The organism is Opitutus sp. sgz309028 (genome assembly GCF_059821195.1).
This window is the reverse complement of sequence record NZ_JCAMRR010000009.1, coordinates 1-17528: the sequence shown is the minus strand read 5'-3', so window position 1 is coordinate 17528 and position 17528 is coordinate 1. Positions and strand designations below refer to the sequence as shown.

Here is a 17528-nt window from a genome sequence, read left to right as displayed (position 1 = left end):
TTCATGCGGTCGCAGGGGTCGGCAGGACGTTGGTGAAATAGCAGTCGGGCCGCTTCGGGTCGAAGATCTCGCTGGCCCAGAACAAGGTCACAAGCTCGCCCGGCCCGACGTTCTCGATCGAATGAACGTAGCCGGGGGGAATGTCGACGACGCGAAACTCGGCGCCGGATACGCGGTGTTCGATGACCTCGGCGCGCTCCACGTGCCGGAAGCGGATCACCGCCTCCCCCTCCACCACGAGAAACTTCTCGGTTTTGGTATGGTGGTAGTGGTTTCCGCGAGTGATGCCCGGCTTGGTTCGAGAAACGAAGATTTGGCCGAAGGACGCAGACTTCATGAACTCCGCGAGACTTCCGCGAGGATCCGTCTTCTGTTCGAGCGCATAGCCGAACTGAGGGCCCGCCAAGTAGCTCAGGTAGGTGGCATAGAGACGCCGCGTGAACTCGGTCGCAAACGACGGTAGAACGAGGGACGTGCGACTCTGGCGAAATGCTTGAATCTCCTCGGCCAATCCGCCGAGCGTGACGCGATACACGGGCTCGACATCGCGCCGAGCACAGCCTTGCGCGGCGGGCTCGTCGATCGTGCGGATCAGCGCTTCCGTGACGTCGTCGATATACACCAATTCCAGTGCACGTGCCGGATCGGAAATGCTAATCGGGAGATCGTGAGCGATATTATGGCAGAATGTCGCCACCACCGAGTTGTAGTTGGGCCGGCACCATTTCCCGAAGACATTTCTCAGGCGGAAAATGACCGCGGCTCCGCCCGACGCCCCCGCCCACGCTTCCACAAGATCCTCGGCGGCTCTTTTGCTTTGGCCGTAAGGGTTGTCCAATGCAGCTTGGATGGACGAGGTCAGAACGACGAGAGGGCGGCGGTTTGCACCGCGCAGCGTGTCGCATATCCGGCGGGTGAACTCCGCGTTGCCCGTGGCAAACTCTTTTGGGTCCTCGGGGCGGTTCACGCCGGCAAGATGAAAGATGACCTCTGCGTCGCGGATCGCGGCGTCCTGCGAGTCTGGCGAAGCACTGCGGTCATACTTAACGACCGTGACGTCTGGCCGCCGCCCGAGCGCTTCCACCACATGGCGGCCAATAAAGCCGGACGCTCCGGTAACAAGAATGGTCTTCATGAGTGCTTAAAGCTTAACCCGCCCGTCCTTCACCTCGGGCACGGCGATCCCGCGCTCCCGCATGGCAGTGCGGACCTCATCGAGTTCCAGGAGCAGGGCCATCATGCCCTCGACATCGAGGCGCCGGGTATTGTGCGAATGATATCCGTCCACTTCTGCCGGCTTGGGTGAGCCCTCGGAGAAATACAAATTGTAATTTAAATCCCGATTGTCCGCGGACACGCGGAAATAGTCTCCGAGATCTTCGGACCGGGCCATCTCCTCGCGGGTCAGCAAAGTCTCGTACTGTTTCTCACCGTGGCGCGTGCCGATGACGTGCACGGGATTCTCGGCCTGCAGCAGCCGCTTCAACGCCTCGGCGAGCACCCCAATGGTAGCGGCCGGCGCCTTCTGAACGAACATGTCGCCGGGGCGCCCGTTCCCAAAGGCGTAGAGCACAAGGTCAACGGCGCCCGCAAGCGTCATCATAAAGCGGGTCATTTCCGGTTCAGTGATCGTGAGCGGTTTGCCCGCAGCGATCTGTTCCATGAACAAGGGAATGACGGAGCCGCGCGACGCCATGACGTTCCCGTAGCGGGTGCCGCAGAAAACGAGCCCACGCTCGGCGGCAACTCGCGAGCGGGCGACCATGACCTTTTCCATCATCGCCTTGGAAATGCCCATGGCATTGATCGGATAAGCCGCCTTGTCGGTGCTCAAGACCACCACCCGCTTGACCTGGTTGTCGTAAGCGGCCTGGAGCAGATTGTCCGTGCCGAGCACGTTGGTACGCACGGCCTCCATCGGGTAAAACTCGCACGAGGGCACCTGCTTGAGGGCGGCGGCGTGGAAGACGAAATCCACGCCGGCCATGGCCTGTTGTAGGCCGTCGATATTCCGGACGTCGCCAAGATAGAACTTCAGCTTCGGCGAAGCATACTGCCGGCGCATGTCGTCCTGTTTTTTTTCGTCGCGGGATAGGATTCTGATCTCTGTCAAATCAGAGCTTAGGAACCTTGCCAGGACAGCATTCCCAAAGCTCCCGGTGCCACCCGTGATCAAAAGCTTACGCTTGGCAAAAAACTGCCGGCCCTCACTAAATTGTGCGTTAGGATTCATAAACAAATTCAGGTCGCGGACCGCGTCCGAGCAACCAGCGGTATAGCTCCAGCGATTTCTCCGCAATTCCGCGCCAAAGGAATTCTCGTCTGATCAGGTCGCGCCCAGCCGCACCCATCGTATTCAGGTGGTGGTCCCCCAGTGCAACCGCCTCTTCAAGCGCCCTCTTTATTCCCTCTACATTCGTGCTCACCCACCAACCCAACTTCTCTTCTGCCAACCGGCTCCATGGCGTGCCCGTCGTAGTGATAACCGGCACGCCTGCGCCAAGGGCTTCCAAAATCACGAACGGCGAACCCTCGCTATAACTCGGCAGCACGAAAAGCCGCGCAGCAGCAAAAGCGTCACGCTTGTCTTGACCGTATAGGGGACCAACGAATGCAAGCAGCTCTGTGACTCCCAGTTCCTCAGCTCGCTTCCGGACCTCTCGTTCATGCCCGAACTCATCTGCGCCTCCGATAACTACGGTCCAGTCGTCCAACTCTCGCCGAAGACCAGCAACCGCGTCCAACAGCATGAGCAAGCCCTTTTTCGGACTAATTCTGGACAAGAAGAGTAGGCATTTACGATCCATTCCGATCCCAAAGCGGGTGCGAAACCGACGGCCACTCGCCTCCTGTTGAATCCAATCTTCGCTCATTCCGTTGGGCAGGAGCGCAATCGGTCCACGATATCCCATCCGACGAACTTCGCCTACTTCAGCCATTGACACCGCATGCACCGCTGTCGCCCGCAGCAGATTATTTCTCTGATACAACCACCACGCCGCCCGCTTCTTCGTGCGTGATTTTCCCAGCGCCCACGGCGCTAGCGAACCATGCGGGGCCACGACCAATGGATGCCGGAACTTTTGGCTCCAGCGATTCGCATAATACGCCATCAACGTCCATGTCCCGTGCTGGTGCAGCACGTCGCACTCGCTCAGCCCCGCAATTTTTGCCCGCATTTCCGGGGAAAATCCCAGAGACCTTGGCCCTATATACGGGTAAAAAAGAACAGAATCGGAGGTAATCCCCAACAAATCCACTGACGTCGACGTTTGCCCTGCATCGGTTCCAGTGATGATACAGCTGCTTGCGCCAAGTCGGCCTTGTAACCTGCATAGATTCAGAGGGGCCGGAGCGAGCCCATACGCAAATTTCCCAACCGATGGCACCACGTGAGCAATATTCATATTACAGCCCTCATCTTTTGTGCCCGAGTCCATCCCAGGTTCTGTCGTAGGTCAGCCAAAATTCACCTTCACTAATAACGAATAAATGAATACTCCTCACCCGTGGCGCTTATTGCGGCACACCGATAGCCCAGCCGCTTGAGATTGGCTAAAGCCTGCCGAGTCCTTTCCACACCGATCTCTGGCCAGCGGTGATGGAATTCAACCAGCAGCTGACGCGGCAGACTCATCTGCGAGCTCCATCGTTCAAAAACAGCATACTCCGCCCCCTCGATGTCGAGCTTTAATAGATCAATCCGTTTATGGTCTAGTTCTCGCATAATGGTCGGCAGGCATTGGACCCGAACGCGCACCTTCCCCTCCTCTTTGCCGCCACTTCGATTTACACAACTGTGAGAAATATGCCCTGGTTCAGTCGGTTTGTGCAGCCAAATGAAACCATCGTGGTCACCCAGTCCGACATTGTGGTGTTTAAACTTATCCGGGACCTGCTGCAGCTTCAACCATTCACCAACCGCGGGAGTTGGATCGAAAGCATGAACCACAACGCCAAACTGCGAAATTAGGCTGCAGTCGAAGCTGATGTCTGTTCCTATGCCCACCGAGTATACAATCGAATCTGATGAGAGCGGCGCTGGCACCAGGACCCATGCGCCGTAGCCCGTTCCATGGGTCTCCGTCCGGAGCGCCACATCAAGCCGAGGGGCAATATCGCGGCCGGCTAGGACTCTGCACCACAATCGTAAACGGCGGTAAAGGCGCAATGCTCTCTCATATATAGATTTTTCATGCATACCCATTTCAAATATTCTTCGCCAGCTGTGATGCCAGCGTCACGAAACTGTTGGCCATTGCCTCAAATGAGTAGCTATTGATCGTTCGTTCAGACAACCTTACACGCACCTCGCCCAAGCTCCGCCATTGTTTACAAGCAAGTACCAGCGCATCCGCGAGACTTTCGGAGTCGTCAGCCTTAAAAAATCGGCAATAATGATTATTATACGCCAGCTCTATTTCGGGCGAGTGCGGCTCTTGGTCCGCAATTAGGGCTGGCACACCGAACGCAAGGCTTTGCGTAAGCGATAAACCGGCATAACCTGGAGTAACGCTCACAAACGATTGTCCGTACAACTTGCGCAGCGATTCGATGTCAGATCGCTCTCCCGCCCATGTGATGCGATTCTCAATTTGGAGGTCGCGGGCTAATTGCTGACATCTTTTCAACTCAGGACCGCCACCAACAATCAATAAGTTTGAAGAAAAGGCCGACGCGAGCCGGCTCGCCGAAGCGAAAGCTCGGATTAGAAGCGACACCTTCTTCGCCGCAATTAATCGACCAACATAGATGATTGATCCCCTCTGCTCGTCTGCGTCCGCAACATGGATATCTTTTTCACTATAACACGCATTAGGCGAGCTGACGACAAGCATCTTCGGCAATCGTTTTCTGATCTCCCGCGCTTGGGTTTCCGTGTAGCAAACGATTCCGTCGGCCAATCTCGCGGTCACCATTCGTAGTATGCCGCTAAGGCTTTCGGCGCCACCTACGCCCCAAGCATGACCCCATAGCACGAAACGAGCACCGCAGCTCCGGCAGAGTAGCCAGTCTCGCCAGAACGAGAGGATTCGCAGATTCCATTCATGAATCACGATGGTGTCCGCATCTACCCTGACTGCGGGGCTGAGCCAGACCAGGCGCCGACGGCAGAGAAAGCGATTCACGCATAATGTAAACCAGCGTTCCCGCGTGGGGACCGTTTTGGTTGTAACATCGAAGCTCTCCCTTCCAGCCCACACAGAAAATGCAATCCCTCTTTGGGCGACAGCCCGAAAAAAGCCCACGCGGTAACTGGGCACGCAGAGCTGCCGAATCAAAAGTCTCATCCTCGTGTGCTCAAACCCTCCGGCGCATTTTGCGAAACTGACCTACGCTGCTGTCGTTCCGTCCTGACTTCTGCTCGGTCGCCCCCGCCCCCGGTCCGCGGAATGGCCAATACAGCCAGCATCGTTATCCAAAGCACACCATTTAGCAACGAGCCACTGAACATTCCCGCGGACATGTTCAGCAAGAATATTCCGGCGATCCATGAGTACTCGGTCATGGCCTGAACTCGCTTCACCGCCACGAAAATCGAGTAGCATAGCACAGATACGAAGAGCACTCCGCCGACGACTCCGGTCGCCATAAATGCTTCTAAAACAGCATTATGCGGCGCATACTCGGTGACGCTTTCCACTAGTCCACTGCCTAAAATTGGCGAAGCCAAGTATTCCGCTACCGCCATTTCCCATATTTCCACGCGCCCCGACCCCCCGGGACCATCATAGCCGCTACCGAGGGACCTAAATCGGTCTCCGATGCTGGTGCCCAATCGATTCGACGCGACTAAACCCACAATACACGCCACACTCAGCCCCACCACCAATAGGCTCATGCCGCGTAGATTTCGCCAGCCGGTCTTTGAAGCCAACAGCGGAAGGATTGCAATTAGGATTGCTATTACAGGTCCCCGAGAAGATCCGTACACTACGCCACCGCCACCTAGCACAATCGCCGCCATGTTCATAGTAAGTCCGCCCCGCTTCCTTTGATCCCTACGCAAGGTGAGCTCATATACTGCCACAACAATCGAGGCAGCGCCAAGATAAGAGAACGTCAGGGGTGAAATCAGCACCTCCTTGTCGACACCCGAGTATACTAGTGTTCGGTAGTCTGAACCTAAATAGTCCTTATACACGGCGAATCCGACCACCAGGCCGACGCAGGTTGCGATCAGTGTCGCCCGTCGAGCAACCCTCGACTCATCAGGTCGCAGTGCCCAAGTGAAAGCGAGTGCCGGTCCCACCGCCATTCCTAAAAATCGTGCTATATATTCGGTAGCCGTATAGGTCATTGGCTTATCTGCAACATATCCGTCATAAACAATCCGAATCAGCAGGAAGGACCAGAAAACCACAATGCCGAGCATGAGCTCGGCTCTAATCCGAGGTCGCCGCCCGCGGGCGAACACGATCATCATTCCCACGGAACATATAAGTGCTACAGCGCGGTACGGGATTGTAATTCGCTGGCTTACTGCCGACTGCCCAAGGCCGAAAACAAGAAATAGGAGGATGTCGTAGCCATGGAGTACAAGCAGGAAAAGCAATGCGACGCGAATAGGGAACGCCCTCCCTCCCCGTAGACCAGCAGTCCCCTCCATCATATTAGAGTTTGCATACATTTATTTATCATTATTTATTTGCTCTATCCACCTCGGGCCTATTCTTTCGATCGAGAAAACTTCGGCGCGCTTCTGTGCTTCGCCTGCCATCTCCATTCGGTAATTGTCGCTTCCCATGAGATTATCCAGCGCCGCGGCGTATTGCGCCGGGTCGAATCCGGGGACCAGCAGGCCGCATTTTCCGTCCGTGACAATCTCGCTTAGCGTTGGAAAAGAATTCACCGCGACCGGAACGCAGCCGGATGCCATCGCTTCAACCAGCGCAAGTCCAAATCCTTCGTAAGCCGAGGTAAAACCAAGAATTGAACTCTCGTTGTAGAGCTCAAATGGAGATCCGCTTCCTATGAAGCTTGCCCGAGAAAGTCGCAGCTTCGTGCCCAGCGCTTTGGCTTTCGGCAGATGCTTTCCGTCGCCAACGACCAGCAGCGACCAGTCCGGACGCCTCCCTTCCAATAATGCCCAACTCGTAAGAAGGAAATCCAGCCGTTTACTGTAATCGACTCGTCCGACCCAAAGAACCTGACGCCGCTTAGCGAAGCTACGATTAGCCAACAACTCCTTTGGTATCGCGTTGGGTATCGCAATCACGTTTTCCGGACAGTAGCCCAGATATTCTTTCATATCCTCCTTAAACACTTCAGAGAGCAGGACGACTCGGTCGCTTGACGCCGTCAGTTCCCGGTAGTGCCGTGCATACCGCGCACGGTAAAGGAGCCGGGCCCATTTCCGTCCGGTTCTGCCATCCAACCAGGCCCAACAGTAGCGGCTGAGAATATTCCGAGAGGCACTTTCTTTTGCATGGCCAAGCCAGCCGATTGCGCCCAACGGGCGGCTATGCACCACAGATATGACTCTTCTTCCGGGTCGCCGAGCAGACAGGGCGAGCCTGCAGGCAGCTCCGCCCAACCCGTTTTGATTGATTATCACGTCAATCGCCAATCGCCTGCAGGTGTTATCAAGGAATACTTTGTTCGCCCGTGCCAGAGGCTCCTCGGCATTCGGCCAGCATAGCTGCCGTGGTGATTTTAGCTCCCCAGTATACGGTGATGATATATACCACACGCGATGGCCGGCACTTTCTAAGTAGTCGGCTAGAGTTGCGGTGACTCGCCTGATTCCGCCGCGTTCGGGGATGATGGCTCCGCTGTGGGAAAATAGTACGTTCAAACCGCCCCCCCCAGCTTCCGCTGTAAGCCGGCGAGTATTCGGCCAACCTGAACACTCGCGAGCGCTGGACCAATATAGGGTGTCCGCCAGGCGTGGCCATCAACCACAGCCAGATCACCGTGGACATTGAATGTATGGATTCCAAGTGGCCAGTCCGAGCCCATCGGATACCTCCGCCCGATCTCCGTTAGCCTGATTTTCGACCCTACGATGCTGAACCGCTGAAACACTAGGCCGTGACCGTACCGACGATCACAGTCTTGCGCTGGCCTGATCCAGTCTTCGCCAAGCCTAAAGAACGATCCTGCATTCCGGGCAAACCGTCCGCGCAACTCAATCGCCCCTATTTTTTCATACCCCCCTCTCCACGATGAGGAGGAGTAAATGTCCAGCAAGCTTCCTGATGGCGAAGGCTGCTGCGTTGAAAAGAGGAGGTATTTTCCAGCGATCTGTTGCGGGAATATTATGGCATCGGTGAGCGGAGCTGCCACCAATGTGCAGATTTTCTCCAATACCTCGTGCTCTTCGTCATACCGATATGCTTCGCATTGCCCGTTCGCACAGCTTTCCGGATAGACAAATATCTCACCATCACGCCTTTCCAAGGCCGGAAAGGAAAGATGCGAGCCGGTGTCGAGAACGGGGACGATTCGCCGCAATGCTAATGTCCGTCGATCCACCACCAACTTGCTAATACGGCCACGCCGCAATTCATCGACCCACTCCTCTACCAGAAGTTCGATTGTACTATCTCCGGCGCGCAAAACGAATGGATCTGCAAACCACCTGTCACGATAGCCATGGCCCATCCATCGAATTGGCGGACCGCCACCTCTTACAAAGGCCGCTAAATCCGGAGACTCAATAAATCCGATATTCCAGCGCGTGCCTATTAATTGGCGCACAGTTCGTCTAGCCGCCACTTTTAATACTCCTTCTTCAGTCTTTGACATGCGTGATTTAAAGACGCGATGGTCCGGCTACTATCCTAAACTCAGATAAATGCATTGGCTTTAGCGGACACTTCGCCTTCTACCGCTGAGGCTACAAACAAACCAAACATCAACAATATATTCAAAACTAGATCAGTGACCGAAAGAACCAAGTACACTCTGTCTAGTTATTTCTCTCGCGCATCCTATCTTACTGCGACATGCACAGCGGAATTCCTTTTTGACTCATTAGCAGACAGCCGATACAATTACGACAAACGTCTGAACAAGCGTCCGGTGCGAGATTTTGTTTAGCCTTCGATATTATTCTCTAATCGTTCCTTCAAAATCCTATTTTTTCCCACGCGTGAGCATAAGTGCTCCCAGTTCGCGTGCTGATGAGTCCTTACCAACCATCGCGCAGAGCAGCATAAGTGCCCAAAGCAGTGCAATCTTGGTAAGCTCTGGCAAGATGAAGGCCTCCGTCGTCGCTACAGTCAATCGAATCCAACCGCACGACAGTCCAGCCGTAACTGCTAAATAAAACGGCACGTTTGCGCCATATAGAGCACAAGCGGCACGTCTAGATCCCCAACCAACAGATCTTGCACCCAAAAAATAAAGAATCGTACCGACACTTCCCCGCTGAATAGCGACCATAGTAGCTGCTCCGGTAATTCCGGCTACAGACGCCCCAGCACCTGCGGCAACCACTACAAATATCCCGTCAGCCATAACCGCTAAAGAACGCCTTTTCCAATATCCGCCAGCCTCTAGAATCGATCCGCCAATGCAAGACGACACGATGCGCAATGGAAGCGTAAGAGTGATTACCTGCGCGGTGAAAACGGCAGCATCCCACTTTCCGCTCCATAAGGTATGCATCGCAAAGGGCATTGCGACTAACATTGCGATACAAAACAATCCGCTCACCAGCGAACCAACTCTGATCGCTTTACCAAAGCCGTTCGCTACTCGTTGGGTCTCATTTCGGATCGAAGCAAATATTGGCAAAAGAACATTATTCATGCCAGATCCAATGAGCTGCACTACCGAGGCCACCAACTCGAATCCAAAGTAGTAGATCCCATTCTCCGCACTGGTCACGATAAATCCTAACGCAAAATAGTCGCCGCGAAGCGCGAGACTTGTCGCATAGGAACTAAACACCAGCCATTTACTTCCCACAAACGTCTGACGGAAGAACGTCCAGCTAAACTTAAGCCCGGGATGAATCGGTCTGCTGATTTTGCGATACAGCACAAGATGAAGCAACGACGACGCAGCTTGTGCGGATACATACGAGAATAGACCTGCCCCCATGAATGCAGATAAAGCCATTACGGTACAGCCGAAGAGTGCCGTAGTTGAGTCAATTACAGCCACCTCCCTAAAACGCAGATCAATATTCAGCCGGCTCTTGTACAGCGTCGCCGCCGTATTTACAGGAATGCAAAGTGCAATCGCTAGAATCGCAGGGGCTAGACGGAAATCACTGAAATTCCACGCGAATATTGGCGCAATAATAATCAGTATAGCTACCCCGACGGCATTCAGCACTTGTGCGCTTTTGAGCAATCTGCGAGCATCTAAATCAAACCGCTCACGCGCCATTACCAGTTGCTGGTACAACCCGACCTCCTTTAGGCCCGAGACAACGAGTTGAGCGACAGCCAGGAGCGCGATCGCACCGAAGTCATTTGGTGTAAGGTAATATCCTAGCACCCACTGACTAGCGGCAGACGATACCTTTCCGATCAACGCGACGGCCGCCATCGCAGTTAGTCCCTTAGCGGTGACGCGTCCCAGGCCGGTGCACCGGGTGCGCTCCCCTTTTTTACTAACTACAGGCTGCACTGGAGCGACGTCCTTAAGTACTCCATCGACTCAGATTTGGACAATTTAATCGACTTAGCAACAGCCTCATAGTCGATAGAACGCGACATCGCTTGGCATATCCAGCCCGCATCCCCCCCGGGAAAAATTCGGTCATCTAGTCTGCAAGTTTCCAGATAGTCAGCAATCCTACCAGATCGCCAGCCACTAGTGTACGCGACAAAGTTACGCCGAAACTTCGTCGCGAATGTGCACCCATGAAAAGAATCAGTCACAAAGAACCGCGCGGTCCTAAGCAGGTCGAGCCACTCCACAGGATCAGCATTGTTCAGTACGGTGTCAGCCCATGCAACATGATATCGATGCTCGCCGCTTACGAAAATGATTTCCGAGCCTGTGCTTTCCTTTAGCCGTGTAGCTAACTCTCCCCCGATGCTCAGCGTTGTCGGGTCGAGCGCATACACGAGAATGCAATCCCGCTCTTTGAAAACATTCAGATGGGTCATTTCCTTGTAGTCCCATAGAATTGTCGGATCCGACACAATTTGCGGAGTCACACCGATCAACTCTGCCATCCGGGACGCAGAGGTTCTATTCCTAACCGACAGATGACGGAAGCGCTTTAACGACTCGGCGATAACGGGCGTATATCCCTCAGGCTGTTTTGTGGAGCCGAAGCATGATGCATAGCTTATGCACTTTTGTCCGTCTGCGCCATTCAGGAAGCTACCGAAGTAGAACCCGTCAAATTCACTCATCCAGTTCGTGTTCCATACCTGGTCGCTGCCTACGACAATCGCTGAGTAGTCGCCTAAATACCTTCCAAAATCCCTTAGGTATTTAATTCGCGAATCAACTTTTATATATTTTGCCCTTAGCTCATCAAATTTTGAATACCTTCTCCATTGCCCGGCCCTCAAGTATAATGCGCGAATAATTCCGTGCTTACGAATCCCGATATTTCTAAACTTGGAAGCATTGCTCCGTTGATATGGCGGAATATACTTTGGAACAAATGCTTCTACCCCCAAGAAATTTAGCGCCTTCACTGTGCCGACTGCCTGCATAAGCGCGCCGTAGTTGTAGTTATACCAAAATGTAAGTAGTAAAGCCTTCATATTACCATGCTATTCTATCAAGGTGCAGTATAACGCCAATTTTACGCACAAGTCGCTTTGTCCACGATTTTGAGGCCAAAGGAGCGCGCTCTTCTTGAATAGTTTTATCATATTTTTTTACCAATGGCTCCATTTTCGCCTTAAAATGGTCGAACGAGCCGATCTGTTTCGCTTCGACAAACGCACCATGGCTCCGCTCGGCAATTTTTACGCGGAGATCATAGATCGTTTTCCGATGCTTATCCGAAATATCCTGCGCAGTTACTCTTTTTATAGGAACCCACCGGCCTTCATTTTTTGCAGCGTTTAGCCTGTAAGCGAGCCCCTCTCGCCGATGCCTTAAGCCAGCCCGTTGTGAGTCGACAGCTTTATCGGGAGACACGATGGTCATCGACACACGTCCTTGTTCAATTGCGTCCGTATATAACTTTTCAATCAAGCTACTTCGCACGACAACAATATTGTTTCCCCTATAGTCACTACTATAGCCAGGAAGCCAAGCATCTCCAATTGCCACGTCGGCAGTTTCCGCTAATACATCGTCACAATAGTCGCAAGCCTTCAGCCGAAACATTCCCATCCCCCAATCGGCCCCGTACATCGAGCTCATAGAGGCTATTGTTTCTTTTCCCGCCTTGCTAGATACAGCAATGCCATATGAAGTAGCCCCCCTAAACATTAGCTTTTTTCTGAAATCGACCTGCTGAATCTCGTCTGGCGCAACGCCGGCTTGCCAGGCGAGCATTTCAGCAAACGCCGTGCTTTTTAAATGGCCACATACAATTCCCACAAACACGACGATTCTCCGTCTTATAACTGGGTTTTTTTTTGCTAGTGCACGCACTCCTTTTATGAAGCAGGGGAGCCCTACTAGCGCATAGCGTCGCTCAGGCCCGGCAATGACTTCTTTTAGGACACTGGACAGCTCGACCGGATAGTACCGCGACTTCGCGCCACTAATAACATCTTCCTTACCGTAGGATATTGCATAGTGGAACAATACGTCACTGTTTTTTTCAGCTGTTGGCCGAACATGAATAATCCCTTCGACAATCTGCTTTTCTAGCAACTCGACGCAGGTCCAGGTGACGGCGCCGCCGGAGCTTCCTTTTTTTCGATACTCGCCCTCAACGATGTAGCCTGCCAAGCAGCTTTTATAGTATCCGACACCATCGTGGTAGCGTACATCTATACCGCCTTCTGAGAAGGCAGACTTAGCGAGTGTATCTTCGTTATCTTCAGTCAAAAGGAATGGGCATACTAGATTTTCATCTTCTCCATTTGCCAGCTTGCTAGTTTCAGGCAGCTGTCCGGTGGCGGATGCAATATATGATCCGAACGGGGTTAGGGTCATTGAGGGACCCGAGTTACTGGCCGCGCATACGCCGCAACCCACACAATACCCCCCATCAATGATCGTGCTTTTTAGCTCAGCAAATGAAGACATCTCTTATTCTTTTTCCGCTATGACTCTAGGCTCGTTTCTGGCCACTGCTTTGAGCCCTGATCGGGGGCCGCTAACCGGACGGCGAGTACCCCAACTTTTCCGCAGATCGGTTAACGAGGTGTGCGGTGTATCAGAGCAAAACAGCCGCCGGTGTATCCGACCGGCGACTGGCTTTATACTTTGCGGTTAACCGCGTCGCGTTTGGGAGGGCTAAAGACTGCTGTAGGTCGAACTGCAGTCGGAAGGTGATCGTAGTCTCGGACACCCGCCGATTTCAGCGTGCTACCTTTCAGCTTTTCAGCTTTCTCCCCGTCCTTAGCTAGCCCACACGGCGGTTTTCACGCCGGTGTGGCCGGGGCGGTCGACGGCCGTCGCGGTGATCGTCACCGGATCGCCGGCCGGCGGCGCACTCGTCCCCCGATACACCCAGGCGCCACCCTCCAACACGGCCGCGCCTTCCTCCAGGACGGAGTCGTCCGCCGCCTGGAGCTTCACCGTGACTCCCGTCACGCCGACGTCGTCGGACGCGCGGATCACGATGCGGTCGTTCACCTGACCGTGGTAGTCGGTCAGCACGATCTCGTCGACGACCGGCGGCTTCAGGTAATCCGTCAGCATGAGGCTGAACACCGGTTGCTGACGCGTCCGGGCCAGGCCGTCGTAGAACGCGCGGAGCGTCGGATCGGCGCCGGCGGTGCGGGCATACGACCGAAGGCGGCCGCGGCTCTGCCGCGGCGGAGATGGGAGATGGAAGATGGGAGATGGGACGGAGCCGGGAGGCGTAGATGGCAAAATGCGGAGCGTTTTGCCCTGGAGCGGAGCGGAAGGGTGAAGAGTACGGGTGCCCGAATCGGGCAGTGATCGGAGCAAATGCTGGCCCCCCGCCCTCTTCGCGCCCTTTCGCGTTCTTCGCGGTTGATACGCGTCGGAGCAAAACAGCCGCCGGTGGATCCGGTCGGCGGCTGGGGTTTATACTCTGCGGTTACCCTTTAGCCTTCCCTTTAACTTTCACTTTCACCTTCAACTCGCCGCGCCGCGCGGCGTTATCCTCCAACAGCAAATCAGGATCACGCGACATCGAGCAGGTCGTCTGCGATCTGGCGCAGAAATCGCGGGCGGCAGGCCGACTTGGATACCAAGTCCACTGGCTTTCCCACGATCTCCTCGAGTCTAAATTTCAAACCCATGTAGTTCAGCAAATCAGGGGGACTGCCAAACTCCACCAGCACGTCGACATCCCGCGGGTCTGCCTCACCCCGCGCCGACGAACCGAACAGCCACAAGCGCTTCACGTCGAAAGGCGCCAGACTGCCGGACTCACGTCGGATTTTTTCAGCGATGTCCATCGGGACGAAAACGATACGCTTTTAGCTGTGATCGGCAACGCGCATCGCGCGAGTTTCGGGGGTGAAAATTGAGAGCTGAAAGTTGAGAGCTGAGAGCCTCTTGAAACGCTGAAAAGCTGAAATGCTGACAAGCTGAAAAGGTGGCCCTCTCGCCCCTCGCCTTTTCCCCCTAGCCTCACCTTCGACCTTAAACCTAAACTCCCGCCGCTGCGGCGCGAAACGCGCCTTCCGTGCACTCTGTGCGATCTGTGGTTCAATGCCAGGAGCATGCGTCCGCCAAACTCAGGACGGCTCGGAGAGCCGTCCCTACCTCGATCGAATTCTTCCTTTGCGGTCCTTCGCCTCTTCGCGTCTTTGCGCTTAACTCAATTTCCGTCTTCGCGTATTCTTCGCGTTCTTCGCGGTTTACGCTCTGACGCGCGAGTGAAAGTGACGGAGCCTCTTGAAACGCCGAAAAGCTGACATGCTGACAAGCTGAAAGGGTGGCGGTCGGGACGACCGCCGCTACCTGGCTCTCAGCTCTCAACTCTCAACTCTCAGCTCGCCGCGGCAACGCGGCGCCTACCCTGTCAGGCGAAATTGATGTTGTGGGCGAGTCCCTGCTCGCCAGCACTTTTGAGGAGAGTCAGCAATCGGCTCGTTTCAAGCTGACGGGTGCGACGGCGAACGAGAACGATCACGCCGGGATGTCCGGCATGTTGACGAGCCAATCCGAGGTAGTCATCGCGGTTGCAGGTGATAGTGATCAACCCGTGCGCGCAGGCGTAGGCAAACGCCGCTTCGTCGGTCGCAGAGATCGGCAACACCTCTTTCAACGCCACGACATCATGACCCCAGTAGCGCAGAAGGACCGCGGTATCGGCGGGGACGTCGTGATCAAGGAAGAATTTCAAGACGCTCGCTCGCTCATCTGCTGTGCGACCAGCGCATCGATCTCAGGGCGATGATCCTCATAGTAAGCGAGGCACTCGTACACCTGCGCACGCGTGAGGTCAGGGAAACACCGCGGAATGACGGTGTCGACCGTCTCGCCGTTCTGAAGCAGACCGATCACATCGTGCACCGCGATGCGAGTGCCTTCAACCAGGGTCTGGCCGGAGCGCACGCCCGGCAGTCGAATCAGATAACGGTAGGAGCTGGCAGGCATGCCATGAAGTTAGCAAAAGAGCCGATTGTCGCAATAGCGGAGGGCGGACATTTTGCCGCGGCGGAGATGGGACGCGCTACGCGCGAGTCGAGAGCCTAGAGTTGAGTGCTGAGAGTTGGAATTCCGAACCACGAAAAACACGAAATACACGAAAGGGATTAAGCGCGAAGACGCCAAGGCGGCGAAGCTCCGCAAAGAACGAGGAAAGGTATCAGGCCTTAAACTTCAGACTTTAAACCTAAACTCGCCGGATCGCGGCGCGAAACGCGCCTTCCGTGCACTCTGTGCGATCTGTGGTTCAATGCCAGGAGCATGCGTCCGCCAAACTCAGGACGGCTCGGAGAGCCGTCCCTACCTCGGTCGAATTCTTCCCTTTGCGGTCCTTCGCCTCTTCGCGTCTTTGCGCTTAACTCAATTTCCGTCTTCGCGAATGCTTCGTGTCCTCCGCGGTTTACGCGCTGACGCGCGAGTTGAAGGTGACGGAGCCTCTTGAAACGCTGAAAAGCTGAAATGCTGACAAGCTGAAAGGGTGGCGGTCGGGACGACCGCCGCTACCTGGCTCTGGGCTCTGGGCTCGCCGCGGCGACGCGGCGCCTACCTGGCTCTCAACTCTAGGCTCTCAGCTCTCAGTTGTTCCGATCGCTGCCCGAGGGGCACCCGCTCACGTCACCCTTCCGCTGCGCTGCAGGGCCGTACCTTCGGTGCGACCATCTCCGCCTCCCGGCTTCGTCTCAGCTCGCCGCAGCGCGGCGTTATTCGCGCGAAGCGCGGGCACTCTCGTCACCTGCGGAGTGCGCGAATGAGCGAACTGATTTCCGTTTTAAGCAACGGCAGGTGGTCGACTGACGCAGTCCAAAGTATCCGGTAATCCACGCTGTCGTAGCCGTGCGACAGGATATTACGCAGGCCGATGATTCGGCGCGCGTGACTGATTCTTGTCTCAAATTCAGGAGCCGCGCGCAGGAGCCGGTTCATAGCCTCACCGAGTATCTCGAAATCGCGCTCGAAAACCCGCTGCAGAGCCCGATCGGTGAGAAAATCGTCGAGCGTGCGTCCGCGGCCGAAATCGCCGATCTCCGCCAGGATCGTCTCAATATCGATCAGGTGTTTCTGGACCGAATCAGGCGGAGACATACACGGGGGTTTTGGTGCGCTGAAGCTCTGCCTTAAAGATCTCGTTTCTCACGGCATCCGCCACGACCAAGTCCACCTCTCGACCGACGAGCCGCTCGACCGCCTCCTTGAACCCGAAGTATTGCTCAAAGGCGTCCATCGGGGCCGTCCGGTCGAACTCCACGAGGAGGTCGATATCGCTGTTTCCGCTGAAATCGGAGCGCAGGACCGAACCGAACGCCTCAAGCCGTCGCACGCGAAACTCCCGGCATAACTCGGCCAGCGCCGGTCGATGAGAGGAAAGAGCGCCGTTCATCGCGCACGAAGTAATGCGGGGAGAAGATAGGGTCAAGGGAGCGGGCGGCGCGGCTATGCCGCGGCGGAGATGGTTGCCCACGGAAGACACGGAAGGCACGGAAGAATCCGGAGTTTTTGAACCACGAAAAACACTAAATACACGAAAGGGGAGCGGAGATGGGACGGAGCCGAGAGGCGTAGATGGCAAAATGCGGAGCGTTTTGCCCTGGAGCGGAGCGGAAGGGTGAAGAGTACGGGTGCCCGAATCGGGCAGTGATCGGAGCAAAGGGAAAGTGAAGGAGGCTAGAGGCGAAAGGTTAGAGGCGAGAGGCGCTTGAAACGCTGAAAAGCTGACATGCTGAAAGGGTGGCCCTCTAAGGAGGTATCAGTAATTCTGTGTGTGGATCGGTTATGGTGTAGTTTCCTTTTGCCCTCAGCTAGCTGAGGGCAAAAACCGCGATCCAAAAAGAACGGCAAACTGGCCAAGTGCTTTC

General features: G+C 55.1%; 17 protein-coding genes. All 17 read right to left on the bottom strand.

Going from position 1 to position 17528, the window contains the following annotated elements:
- Position 1: 1 nt before the first annotated feature.
- The 17 genes from AC6RV7_RS21025 to AC6RV7_RS20945 all read right to left on the bottom strand — a co-directional run bounded on the left by AC6RV7_RS21025 (position 2) and on the right by AC6RV7_RS20945 (position 17053).
- Positions 2-1135 carry a polysaccharide biosynthesis C-terminal domain-containing protein gene (locus AC6RV7_RS21025; protein ID WP_500096175.1) on the bottom strand — a complete coding sequence of 378 codons (1134 nt, stop codon included), beginning with the start codon at positions 1133-1135 and terminating at the stop codon, positions 2-4.
- 6 nt (positions 1136-1141) lie between these two features.
- Entirely contained in the window at positions 1142-2233 is a 1092-nt protein-coding gene (locus AC6RV7_RS21020) for a polysaccharide biosynthesis protein (RefSeq protein WP_500096174.1), read from the bottom strand.
- Positions 2223-3407, bottom strand: a complete 1185-nt coding sequence (locus AC6RV7_RS21015; RefSeq protein ID WP_500096173.1) for a glycosyltransferase — start codon at positions 3405-3407, stop codon at positions 2223-2225. Before AC6RV7_RS21015 ends, AC6RV7_RS21020 begins: the two co-directional genes overlap by 11 nt.
- Before the next feature lie 71 nt (positions 3408-3478).
- Entirely contained in the window at positions 3479-4201 is a 723-nt protein-coding gene (locus AC6RV7_RS21010) for an FkbM family methyltransferase (RefSeq protein WP_500096172.1), read from the bottom strand.
- 7 nt (positions 4202-4208) lie between these two features.
- Positions 4209-5129: a glycosyltransferase gene (locus AC6RV7_RS21005; protein WP_500096171.1), complete on the bottom strand. Its 921-nt coding sequence runs from the start codon at positions 5127-5129 to the stop codon at positions 4209-4211.
- Positions 5130-5287: 158 nt separating this feature from the next.
- The gene (locus AC6RV7_RS21000; RefSeq protein WP_500096170.1) at positions 5288-6376 is read right to left on the bottom strand and encodes an O-antigen ligase family protein; all 1089 of its coding nucleotides are present in this window, start codon (positions 6374-6376) and stop codon (positions 5288-5290) included.
- A gap of 255 nt (positions 6377-6631) precedes the next feature.
- Positions 6632-7798, bottom strand: coding sequence for a glycosyltransferase (locus AC6RV7_RS20995; protein ID WP_500096169.1), 1167 nt, complete (start codon positions 7796-7798; stop codon positions 6632-6634).
- A complete protein-coding gene (locus AC6RV7_RS20990) occupies positions 7795-8751 on the bottom strand; it encodes a glucosamine inositolphosphorylceramide transferase family protein (RefSeq protein WP_500096168.1) in 957 nt (318 codons plus the stop codon). Before AC6RV7_RS20990 ends, AC6RV7_RS20995 begins: the two co-directional genes overlap by 4 nt.
- A 330-nt stretch (positions 8752-9081) precedes the next feature.
- Positions 9082-10506, bottom strand: a complete 1425-nt coding sequence (locus AC6RV7_RS20985) for an oligosaccharide flippase family protein (protein WP_500096167.1) — start codon at positions 10504-10506, stop codon at positions 9082-9084.
- Between the two features lie 68 nt (positions 10507-10574).
- Positions 10575-11684 carry a polysaccharide pyruvyl transferase family protein gene (locus AC6RV7_RS20980; protein ID WP_500096166.1) on the bottom strand — a complete coding sequence of 370 codons (1110 nt, stop codon included), beginning with the start codon at positions 11682-11684 and terminating at the stop codon, positions 10575-10577.
- 1 nt (position 11685) lies between these two features.
- The gene (locus AC6RV7_RS20975) at positions 11686-13038 is read right to left on the bottom strand and encodes a Coenzyme F420 hydrogenase/dehydrogenase, beta subunit C-terminal domain (RefSeq protein ID WP_500096165.1); all 1353 of its coding nucleotides are present in this window, start codon (positions 13036-13038) and stop codon (positions 11686-11688) included.
- A gap of 408 nt (positions 13039-13446) precedes the next feature.
- Positions 13447-13923, bottom strand: a complete 477-nt coding sequence (locus tag AC6RV7_RS20970) for a hypothetical protein (protein ID WP_500096164.1) — start codon at positions 13921-13923, stop codon at positions 13447-13449.
- 275 nt (positions 13924-14198) lie between these two features.
- Positions 14199-14477 (bottom strand): nucleotidyltransferase family protein, encoded by a 279-nt coding sequence (locus AC6RV7_RS20965; protein ID WP_500096163.1) that lies wholly within the window; start codon positions 14475-14477, stop codon positions 14199-14201.
- Between the two features lie 569 nt (positions 14478-15046).
- Positions 15047-15370, bottom strand: a complete 324-nt coding sequence (locus tag AC6RV7_RS20960; RefSeq protein ID WP_500096162.1) for a DUF5615 family PIN-like protein — start codon at positions 15368-15370, stop codon at positions 15047-15049.
- Entirely contained in the window at positions 15367-15624 is a 258-nt protein-coding gene (locus tag AC6RV7_RS20955; protein WP_500096161.1) for a DUF433 domain-containing protein, read from the bottom strand. The genes AC6RV7_RS20960 and AC6RV7_RS20955 overlap by 4 nt, the downstream gene beginning before the upstream one ends.
- Positions 15625-16404: 780 nt before the next feature.
- Complete coding sequence (locus AC6RV7_RS20950; protein WP_500096160.1) at positions 16405-16758, bottom strand: HepT-like ribonuclease domain-containing protein; 354 nt, start codon at positions 16756-16758, stop codon at positions 16405-16407.
- Positions 16745-17053: a nucleotidyltransferase family protein gene (locus tag AC6RV7_RS20945; RefSeq protein WP_500096159.1), complete on the bottom strand. Its 309-nt coding sequence runs from the start codon at positions 17051-17053 to the stop codon at positions 16745-16747. Before AC6RV7_RS20945 ends, AC6RV7_RS20950 begins: the two co-directional genes overlap by 14 nt.
- Positions 17054-17528: the final 475 nt, after the last annotated feature.

Bases quoted from the DNA above. Each gene is read 5' to 3' on its own strand.
- AC6RV7_RS20965 (WP_500096163.1), bottom strand. From the start codon at position 14,477: ATGGACATCGCTGAAAAAATCCGACGTGAGTCCGGCAGTCTGGCGCCT.
- AC6RV7_RS21020 (WP_500096174.1), bottom strand. From the start codon at position 2,233: ATGAATCCTAACGCACAATTTAGTGAGGGCCGGCAGTTTTTTGCCAAG.
- AC6RV7_RS21000 (WP_500096170.1), bottom strand. From the start codon at position 6,376: ATGCTCGGCATTGTGGTTTTCTGGTCCTTCCTGCTGATTCGGATTGTT.
- AC6RV7_RS20980 (WP_500096166.1), bottom strand. From the start codon at position 11,684: ATGAAGGCTTTACTACTTACATTTTGGTATAACTACAACTACGGCGCG.
- AC6RV7_RS20990 (WP_500096168.1), bottom strand. From the start codon at position 8,751: ATGTCAAAGACTGAAGAAGGAGTATTAAAAGTGGCGGCTAGACGAACT.
- AC6RV7_RS20945 (WP_500096159.1), bottom strand. From the start codon at position 17,053: ATGAACGGCGCTCTTTCCTCTCATCGACCGGCGCTGGCCGAGTTATGC.
- AC6RV7_RS20975 (WP_500096165.1), bottom strand. From the start codon at position 13,038: ATGACCCTAACCCCGTTCGGATCATATATTGCATCCGCCACCGGACAG.
- AC6RV7_RS20955 (WP_500096161.1), bottom strand. From the start codon at position 15,624: ATGCCTGCCAGCTCCTACCGTTATCTGATTCGACTGCCGGGCGTGCGC.
- AC6RV7_RS21015 (WP_500096173.1), bottom strand. From the start codon at position 3,407: ATGAATATTGCTCACGTGGTGCCATCGGTTGGGAAATTTGCGTATGGG.
- AC6RV7_RS20985 (WP_500096167.1), bottom strand. From the start codon at position 10,506: ATGGCGGCCGTCGCGTTGATCGGAAAGGTATCGTCTGCCGCTAGTCAG.
- AC6RV7_RS21010 (WP_500096172.1), bottom strand. From the start codon at position 4,201: ATGCATGAAAAATCTATATATGAGAGAGCATTGCGCCTTTACCGCCGT.
- AC6RV7_RS20950 (WP_500096160.1), bottom strand. From the start codon at position 16,758: ATGTCTCCGCCTGATTCGGTCCAGAAACACCTGATCGATATTGAGACG.
- AC6RV7_RS21025 (WP_500096175.1), bottom strand. From the start codon at position 1,135: ATGAAGACCATTCTTGTTACCGGAGCGTCCGGCTTTATTGGCCGCCAT.